This is a genomic window from Rhodoplanes sp. SY1 (assembly GCF_046000175.1).
Taxonomy (GTDB): Bacteria; Pseudomonadota; Alphaproteobacteria; order Rhizobiales; family Xanthobacteraceae; genus Rhodoplanes.
This window is the reverse complement of record NZ_JBEOMB010000091.1, coordinates 1-2579: the sequence shown is the minus strand read 5'-3', so window position 1 is coordinate 2579 and position 2579 is coordinate 1. Positions and strand designations below refer to the sequence as shown.

Below are 2579 nucleotides of genomic sequence, written 5' to 3'. Positions count from 1 at the left end.
CCCTGACGTCGCTCGCCTCCGCGCCCGTGAACGAGCGGACCCTCACCGGGCTATCGGTGCTGTTGCAATCCGCCGCTCTGAAGCAGGCGTTGAAGCCGTATTGCCTCGGCGGAGCGTGGGGGCGGCTCCTCGATGCCGAGGCCGAGCGAATCGGCGCGTCCGACGTCCAGGCTTACGAGACCGAGGGTCTGATCGAGACCGACGCCGCCCCGGCCGTTCTCACCTACCTGTTCCATCGGCTCGAGAGCCGGCTCGACGGCCGGCCGACCCTCCTGATCATCGACGAGGGCTGGCTCGTCCTCGAGGACCCGACCTTCGGGTCCCAAGTTCGCGAGTGGCTCAAGACGCTGCGCAAGAAGAACGCCAGCGTGGTGTTCGCGACCCAGTCGCTCGCCGATATCGAAGCGAGCACGATCGCGCCGGCCATCGTCGAGAGCTGCCCGACGCGGCTGTTCCTGCCCAACGATCGCGCCGTCGAGCCGCAGGTCGCCGCCATCTACCGGCGCTTCGGCCTCAACGAGCGCCAGATCGAGATCCTCGCCCGCGCGACACCGAAGCGCGACTACTACTGTCAGTCGCGCCGCGGCAACCGCCTGTTCGAGCTCGGCCTCGGCGAGGTCGCGCTCGCCTTCTGCGCGGCATCCTCCAAGTCCGACCAGTCCGCCATCGCCGAGACCCTTCGTGAGCACGGCGGTGCCGGCTTCGCCGCCGCTTGGCTGCGGCGCAAGGGGCTCGCCTGGGCCGCCGACCTCCTGGCCGAGCAGACCTCCCAGGACACCGAGATGTCATCCACGGAGGCCAGCCCATGAACAGGCAGAGTTCCCGTCGTTTATTCCTCGGAAGTGCGGTCCATCTGGCGGCCGGGGTGGTGGCGCTCACTGTCGTGTCGAGTGCTGGTTCCGCCCAGATGCTCGTCTACGATCCCTCGAACTACGCCCAGAACGTACTGCAGGCGGCCCGGGCGCTCGAGCAGATCAATAATCAAGTCACCGGCCTGCAGAACCAGGCCCGGATGCTGCTCAACCAGGCCCGGAACTTGGCGAGCCTGCCGTACTCGTCACAGCAGACGATCCAGCAGTCGTTCCAAAAGACCCGGCAACTCCTCGATCAGGTCCAGCGCATCTCCTTCGACCTCGACCAGATCGACCGCACCTTCACGCGGATCTACCCGCAGACCTATTCCGGCACGACCTCGTCACAGCAGCTCGCCTCCGACGCCAAGGAGCGCTGGCAGACCTCCCATGCCGCGTTCCAGGATTCGCTGCGGGTCCAGGCCGGCGTCGTGCAGTCGCTCGACACGACCCGCGGTGACACCGACACGCTCGTCGCCGCGAGCCAGGCCGCCGTCGGCGCTCTGCAGGCGGCCCAGGCCGGCAACCAGCTCATCGCCCTGCTGATCCGCCAGCTCGCCGACCTGACCGCGGTCCTGGCGGCACAGGCCCGGGCCGACAGCCTCTCCGGTGCCCGCAGCAGTGCCAGCCAGGAGCAGGCACGCGCCCAGCTCGACCGCTTCCTCACCACCGGCCAGGCCTACCAGGCCCAGCCTGTCCGCATGTTCAACCCATAGGGGAGGGTGGGATGGTCGCGAAGACCCTGGTTCGTGTCGTCCTGGTCGTGCTCGCTGGCGCCTCGGTCGTGACGGCCGTCGCCGTCACGGGCCGCATGGCCGAGGATCCGGCCCACCCGACCGAGACGCCGGCCGGTCCGGCCGGCGATCCGCTGGCGCGCGAGCTCGCCCGCTGCAAGCGGCTGCGCCTGGCCGAAGCCGACGATGCGGCCTGCCGGGCGGTCTGGGCCAAGAGCCAGGACCGCTTCTTCGGATCGAGCCGGAGCACGGAGGCCCCGACCGGGTCCGTTCCTCCGGAGACGAGCGTCCGGTCTCCCCGGGCCAGCGGAGACGAGCCATCGCCACCGCCGTCGGACGCCGGGCCGTCGCGACCCGCGAGCCAGGGGGCGATCGACTGACATGAACACCGGCATCATCGACCGCTTCACCGAGGTGTTCTCGCGCTACATCGATTCCGGCTTCGGCCTGCTCGGCGGCGAGGTGGCGTTCCTCGCCTCCACCCTGATCGTCATCGACGTGACGCTGGCCGGCCTGTTCTGGGCGTCCGGCAATGGCGAGGACGTCGTGACCCGCCTGGTCCAGAAGACCCTCTATGTCGGGTTCTTCGCCTTCCTCATCGGCAACTTCAACCGCCTCGCCGGGCTGGTGTTCGAGTCCTTCGCCGGGCTCGGCCTGAAAGCCTCCGGATCGAGCCTCTCGGCCGACCAGTTCCTACAGCCGGGTCGCATCGCCCAGGTCGGCATCGACGCCGGCAAGCCGATCCTCGCCGCCGCGGGCCAGCTCGTCGGCTACGTGTCGTTCTTCGAGAACTTCATCCAGATCGCGGTCCTGCTGATCGCCTGGTTCGTCGTGCTCGTCGCCTTCTTCATCCTGGCGATCCAGCTGTTCGTGACCCTGATCGAGTTCAAGCTGACGACGCTCGCCGGCTTCGTGCTCGTCCCGTTCGGCCTCTTCGCCAAGACCGCGTTCCTGGCCGAGCGCGTGCTCGGCAATGTCGTCTCCTCCGGCATCA

The 2579-nt window shown here is 68.6% G+C and carries 3 protein-coding genes and 1 pseudogene; all 4 read left to right on the top strand.

Annotated elements, in window-relative coordinates; translation table 11 throughout:
• Positions 1 to 809 (top strand): annotated as a pseudogene (locus tag ABTU92_RS21300) (conjugal transfer protein TrbE); the annotation flags it as partial.
• On the top strand, positions 806 to 1567 hold the full coding sequence (gene trbJ / locus ABTU92_RS21295) for a P-type conjugative transfer protein TrbJ (protein WP_408093631.1): 762 nt from the start codon (positions 806 to 808) through the stop codon (positions 1565 to 1567). The pseudogene ABTU92_RS21300 and the gene trbJ, both read left to right, overlap by 4 nt.
• An 11-nt stretch (positions 1568 to 1578) precedes the next feature.
• Positions 1579 to 1965 (top strand): putative entry exclusion protein TrbK-alt, encoded by a 387-nt coding sequence (gene trbK-alt / locus ABTU92_RS21290; RefSeq protein ID WP_408093630.1) that lies wholly within the window; start codon positions 1579 to 1581, stop codon positions 1963 to 1965.
• Between the two features lies 1 nt (position 1966).
• Positions 1967 to 2579, top strand: a 613-nt coding sequence (gene trbL / locus ABTU92_RS21285) for a P-type conjugative transfer protein TrbL (protein WP_408093629.1), incomplete at its 3' end; no start/stop codon positions are given.